The 5,514-nt window shown below is 70.4% G+C and carries 4 protein-coding genes; 2 read left to right on the top strand and 2 right to left on the bottom strand.

Going from position 1 to position 5,514, the window contains the following annotated elements:
* Positions 1 to 246 precede the first annotated feature (246 nt).
* Together ACWF94_RS31950 and ACWF94_RS31945 are read right to left on the bottom strand one after the other, a co-directional pair.
* The gene (locus ACWF94_RS31950) at positions 247 to 1,089 is read right to left on the bottom strand and encodes a siderophore-interacting protein (RefSeq protein WP_453496425.1); all 843 of its coding nucleotides are present in this window, start codon (positions 1,087 to 1,089) and stop codon (positions 247 to 249) included.
* A 207-nt stretch (positions 1,090 to 1,296) separates the two neighbouring features.
* On the bottom strand, positions 1,297 to 2,202 hold the full coding sequence (locus ACWF94_RS31945; RefSeq protein ID WP_453496428.1) for a 5'-3' exonuclease: 906 nt from the start codon (positions 2,200 to 2,202) through the stop codon (positions 1,297 to 1,299).
* A gap of 283 nt (positions 2,203 to 2,485) precedes the next feature.
* Here ACWF94_RS31945 and ACWF94_RS31940 point away from each other — a divergent pair, with 283 nt between their 5' ends.
* Together ACWF94_RS31940 and ACWF94_RS31935 are read left to right on the top strand one after the other, a co-directional pair.
* Positions 2,486 to 3,613, top strand: coding sequence for a quaternary amine ABC transporter ATP-binding protein (locus ACWF94_RS31940; RefSeq protein ID WP_453496422.1), 1,128 nt, complete (start codon positions 2,486 to 2,488; stop codon positions 3,611 to 3,613).
* Positions 3,606 to 5,405 (top strand): ABC transporter permease/substrate binding protein, encoded by a 1,800-nt coding sequence (locus tag ACWF94_RS31935; protein WP_453496419.1) that lies wholly within the window; start codon positions 3,606 to 3,608, stop codon positions 5,403 to 5,405. The genes ACWF94_RS31940 and ACWF94_RS31935 overlap by 8 nt, the downstream gene beginning before the upstream one ends.
* Positions 5,406 to 5,514 lie beyond the last annotated feature (109 nt).

Here is a 5,514-nt window from a genome sequence, read left to right as displayed (position 1 = left end):
GGACACGCCCGGAGGGCGTGCCGCTCCACGGCGGTGCGGGTTTCATACGCCGGGCGTGGCCCGGTTGCCGGGGCTCCGCCCCGGGCCCCGCGCCTCAAGCGCTCCCACGCGGGCTGGGTGTGTCCGGACGGTGCGTCAGGTGGCGTGGCCGGCTGTGCTCGCTCCGGGGCTTGGGCGACGGCGGGGCGCCGGGGGTGCTTGCCCGGTGGGTCGGGCGGCGGAGCCGAGGCGGCAGGGTGGGTCGGGTCAGGCGGCCTGTTCCTGTTCGCGTTCGACTTGTTCGTTCCATTCGCGCTTGACGGCACGCCATGCCTCGTCGGTCTTGCCGACGCGCCAGTAGCCCGAGATCGACAACTGCTCGCGGGGCACCTGGCGTTCGATGCGCAGATGGCGCCGGAGGTCCTTGACGAAGCCCGCCTCGCCGTGGACGAAGGCGCAGACCTGGCCCGCCGGGAACTCCAGGCCGGTGACCGCGGACACCAGGGCGTCGCCGACCGGGCGGCCCGCGCGGTGGAGCCATTGGATGTCGACCCCCGCCGGGGCGACGATCTTCAGCTGCTCCTCGGCGTTCTCGATCTCGACGAAGGCGTGGACGACGGCGCCTTCCGGCATCCGCTCCAGGGCGGCGGCGATCGCGGGGAGCGCGCTCTCGTCGCCCACCAGCAGATGCCAGTCGGCCGCCGGGTCGGGTGCGTACCCACCGCCGGGGCCGAGGATCCAGATGGTGTCGCCGATCCGGGCGCGCGCCGCCCATGGGCCCGCGAGGCCCTGGTCGCCGTGGACGACGAAGTCGATGGTCATCTCGCGCTGGACCGGGTCCCAGCTCCGTACCGTGTACGTACGGTTGGCGGGCCACTGCTCGCGCGGGAACTCCTCGCGGATGCGGTCGATGTCGAACGGCTGCGGATAGCTCACACCGTCGGGGGCGAACAGCAGCTTCACATAGTGATCGGTGAAGTCTTCGAGGCCGAACCCGGCCAGCCCGTCGCCGCCGAGGACGACCCGCGTCATATGGGGGGTGAGCTGTTCGGTGTGCACCACCCGCGCCTCGTACGGCTTCGGCGATGTGCGAGGCGGTCGTTCTGCCACGGCGGTCTCCCTGAACTCGTGCTGCTTAGGCTTGCCTAAGTTAACACCTCGATCGTGGATCGGCCCCGTGGAAGGGTCCCTGACAGTCATGGTGTGACACCGCGTGTGCGCCACCGGACGCACGGCGACGACGGCACACGGCGACACGGCGTACGGCAGGCGGATTGCAGCAGGGCGCGCGGGGCGGGCGGCGGCGCGCGGCCGGGATCAGCTGCGCAGCGTGGTCAGCAGGCGCTGGAGCGCGTTGCCCAGGCCCCAGCGCGCTGCCAGCTCCTCCAGGGTCGCCGGATCGCGCGGCTCGTCCGGCAGCGCCGGGTCGAAAGCGGGGAGCGCGATGTCCGACGCCACCCGGACGACCTTCGGCGCGACGGCGACATAGTCCCTGGCCTCGTCCAGCCGCTTGCGCTGCGAGGGCGTCAGCTTCGCCGCCGGATCGTCCACGGCGGCCATGATCCCCGCCAGGTCGCCGAAGGTGTCCAGCAGCTTGGCGGCCGTCTTCTCGCCGATCCCGGGCACCCCCGGAAGACCGTCGCTCGGGTCGCCGCGCAGCAGCGCCAGATCCACGTACCCGGGGCCGTCCACCCCGTATCTGTCGCGGAGCCATGCCTCGTCCGTCGTCTGGAGGGTCCCGACGCCCTTCAGCGGATAGAGCACGCGCCGCCCTCGGGCGTCGTCCACGAGCTGGAAGAGATCGCGGTCGCCGGTGACGATGTCGACCGGGCCGGTGGCGCGCGCGGTCAGGGTGCCGATCACATCGTCCGCCTCGTACTCATCGGCGCCGACGCGGGCGATGCCCAGTGCGTCGAGCACCTGCGCGATCACCGGGACCTGGGGTGCCAGGGTGTCCGGGGTCTCCTCCTCGTCCGGCCCGGCGGCGGTCTCCACGGCGACGCGGTGCGCCTTGTACGAGGGGATCAGCTCGACCCGCCAGTGCGGCCGCCAGTCGTTGTCCCAGCAGGCCACCAGATCGTCGGGATGATGGTCCTGGACCAGCCGGGTGATGAAGTCGAGGAGTCCGCGCACGGCGTTGACCGGGGTGCCGTCGGGTGCCCGGACCGAGTCGGGGACCCCGAAATAGGCCCGGAAGTAGAGAGAAGCGGTGTCGAGGAGCATCAGGCGTCGCGTCACACCCCGATGATGCCGCAACGCACTGACAGCGACCCGTCCCGGCACCGATTCGCCGTACCCCGGGCCGCCCCGGCGGTTCCCGCACCGGGAGTGACGTGGGTCACTGTTGTGTTTGCGCCGTGAGGCCAGGGGCAGGCGGGAACCCGGAGCGGACCCCGTTGCGGTTTCAACGACCAAGGCGGGACAGGCGGGCCGAACCCGCCAGGCTCCACGGTCTGCCATTCGGGGGTGGCAGACCATTTTTTTCGGTTCAACGCGTGAGGTGTATGTGTCCAGGCTCCAGGCCGAGCATTTGTACAAGGTCTTCGGCAGGCGACCCGAAGACTCGGTCCGCAGGCTCGAAGGCGGCGCGGACCGCGACGAGCTGCGCGCCGACGGTACGACCGCTGCGGTGATCGATGCCTCGTTCACGGTCGAGCCGGGCCAGACGTTCGTCGTCATGGGTCTTTCCGGGTCCGGCAAGTCCACCCTGCTGCGGATGCTGAACGGGCTGCTCGACCCCACCGCCGGGCGGGTCCTCTTCGACGGCCAGGACCTCACCGCCCTGAGCCCCCGCGAGCTGCGAACCGTACGCTCCACCCGGATCAGCATGGTCTTCCAGCACTTCGCGCTCTTCCCGCACCGCAGCGTGCTGGAGAACGCCGGATACGGTCTTGAGGTCCAGGGCGTACCCCGGCCCGAGCGCGACCGGCGTGCCGCCGAGGCGCTGGAACTCGCCGGGCTCGCCGGCTGGGAGAAGTCCTGGCCCGACGAGCTGTCCGGCGGAATGCAGCAGCGCGTCGGCCTCGCCCGCGCGCTCGCCACCGACGCCGATCTGCTGCTGATGGACGAGTCCTTCAGCGCGCTCGACCCGCTGATCCGCCGCGATATGCAGGATCAGCTCATCCAGCTCCAGAAGACGCTGAGGAAGACGATCGTCTTCATCACCCACGACCTCAACGAGGCCATGCGCCTCGGTGACCGGATCGCGGTGATGCGGGACGGCAGAATCGTTCAGCTCGGCACCGCCGAGGACATCCTCGTCACGCCCGCCAATGACTACGTCGCCTCCTTCACCCAGGACGTCGACCGTTCCCGGGTCCTCACCGCGGGCGCGATCATGGCCGACGCCGAGACCGCGTACGGCACCGCGACCGCCGGTGGCCGTAAGCCGGTGGACGCCGCCGGCGTACTGGCCGCCGCACCCGCAGCCGTATCGGCCGACACTCCCATCATCGAGCTGTTCACCCCCTGCTCCACCAGTGCCGCCCCCGTCGCCGTCGTCGACGCCGACGGCGCTCTCGTCGGCGTGGTGCCAAGAGAGAGGCTGCTCGCCGTCCTCGGGGAGCCGATGACCCCCGCGACGGCCGACGCCCCCGCTCCGGACCTGACCGAGGGGGTGGCCGCCCGTGCCTAGGATCCACCTCGGCGACTGGGTCGACAGCGGAGTCGACTGGCTCCAGAGCCATCTGGAATGGCTCTTCGACGCCATCACCTCGCTCGTCACCGGAATGTACGACGGCATCGACGCGGTGCTCTCCGCGCCCGAACCCCTGCTGTTCGCGGGCATCCTCGCCGTCGGCGCCTGGTGGCTGCGCGGGCTGCTCGCCGGAGTCCTCGCCTTCGCGGGCTTCGCGCTGATCGACTCCATCGAGCTGTGGGACGACGCCATGTCGACCCTCTCGCTGGTTCTCGTCGCCACCGTCGTCACCCTGGCGATCGCCGTGCCGCTGGGCATCTGGGCCTCCCGCTCCAAGACCGTCAGTGCGGTCATCAGGCCCGTACTGGACTTCATGCAGACCATGCCCGCCATGGTCTATCTGATCCCCGGCATCATCTTCTTCGGCGTCGGCGTGGTCCCCGGCATCATCGCCACCATCGTCTTCGCCCTGCCGCCCGGCGTCCGGATGACCGAACTGGGCATCCGCCAGGTCGACCGGGAACTCGTCGAGGCCGCGGAGGCGTTCGGCACCACCCCGCGCAACACCCTGCTGCGCGTCCAGCTCCCGCTGGCCCTGCCCACGATCATGGCCGGGATCAACCAGGTGATCATGCTGGGCCTGTCCATGGTGGTCATCGCCGGCATGGTCGGCGGCGGCGGGCTCGGCGGCGCGGTCTACCGCGCCATCGGCAATGTCGACATCGGTCTCGGCTTCGAGGCGGGCCTGTCCATCGTCATTCTCGCCATGTACCTGGACCGGATCACCGGCGAGCTGGGCCGTCAGGTCTCGCCGCTCGGCCGCCGCGCGATCGCCAAGGCGAAGGCCATGGCCAGCAGGCCGAAGATCTGGGACCACCGCCCCCAGCCCGTCGTCGCGATCGTCGGCGCCGTCGTCCTCGCGCTCGTCGCGGGCGGCATCGGCGTCTTCGGCGGCGGCACCAAGTCCACCTCCGCCTCCGGCGCCTCGGACGTCGGCAAGGGCGAGAAGGTCACCATCGGCTACATCCCCTGGGACGAGGGCATCGCCTCCACCTTCCTCTGGAAGGAGGTGCTGGAGCGGCGCGGCTTCAAGGTCGAGACCCAGCAGCTGGAGGCCGGGGCGCTCTACACCGGGCTCGCGGGCGGACAGATCGACTTCCAGACCGACGCCTGGCTGCCCGCCACCCATGTCCAGTACTGGAAGAAGTACGGGAAGCGGCTCGAAGACCTGGGCTCCTGGTACGGGCCCACCTCACTGGAGCTGTCCGTACCGTCCTACGTCGACGGTGTCGACTCGCTCGCCGACCTCAAGGGGCAGTCCGCGAAGTTCAAGGGCCGCATCATCGGCATCGAGCCGAGCGCCGGGATGATGGCTGCCCTCAAGGACAAGGTCCTCAAGGACTACGGCCTCGAAGGCGAGTACAAGGTCGTCGACGGCTCGACCCCCGGCATGCTCGCCGAGCTGAAGCGCGCCTACGCCAAGAAGGAGCCCATCGTCACCACCCTGTGGTCCCCGCACTGGGCCTACAGCAGCTATGAGCTGAAGAAGCTCAAGGACCCCAAGGGCTCCTGGGGCAAGGGCGACGGAGTGCACACCGTGGCGCGCAAGGGCTTCTCCGGCGATCACCCCCGGATCGGGAAGTGGCTCAAGGCGTTCGAGATGACCGAGAAGCAGCTCACCGATCTGGAGGCCGAGATCCAGGGGGCCGGCAAGGGCAAGGAGCAGGACGCCGTACGCGCCTGGCTGAAGGACAACCCCGGGGTCGCCGACAAGATGGCCCCCGTGTAGTCCCCCGTGCAGCCGTGTAGCCCCGTGTAGTCCCCGCCCGTGCGGTCCCCGTGCGGTTCGGGAGGACGTCACCCGGTGCGACGGGGCGGTCGCCGCCACTGGCGGGACC

It is taken from the genome of Streptomyces sp. NPDC055078, assembly GCF_053607985.1.
The sequence above is the reverse complement of the archived record's forward strand: the minus strand, read 5'-3'. Positions and strand labels throughout refer to the sequence as shown.

What these genes read in the sequence shown, in the direction of transcription:
- ACWF94_RS31945 (WP_453496428.1), bottom strand. Translation starts at nt 2,202, where the DNA reads ATGCTCCTCGACACCGCTTCTCTCTACTTCCGGGCCTATTTCGGGGTC.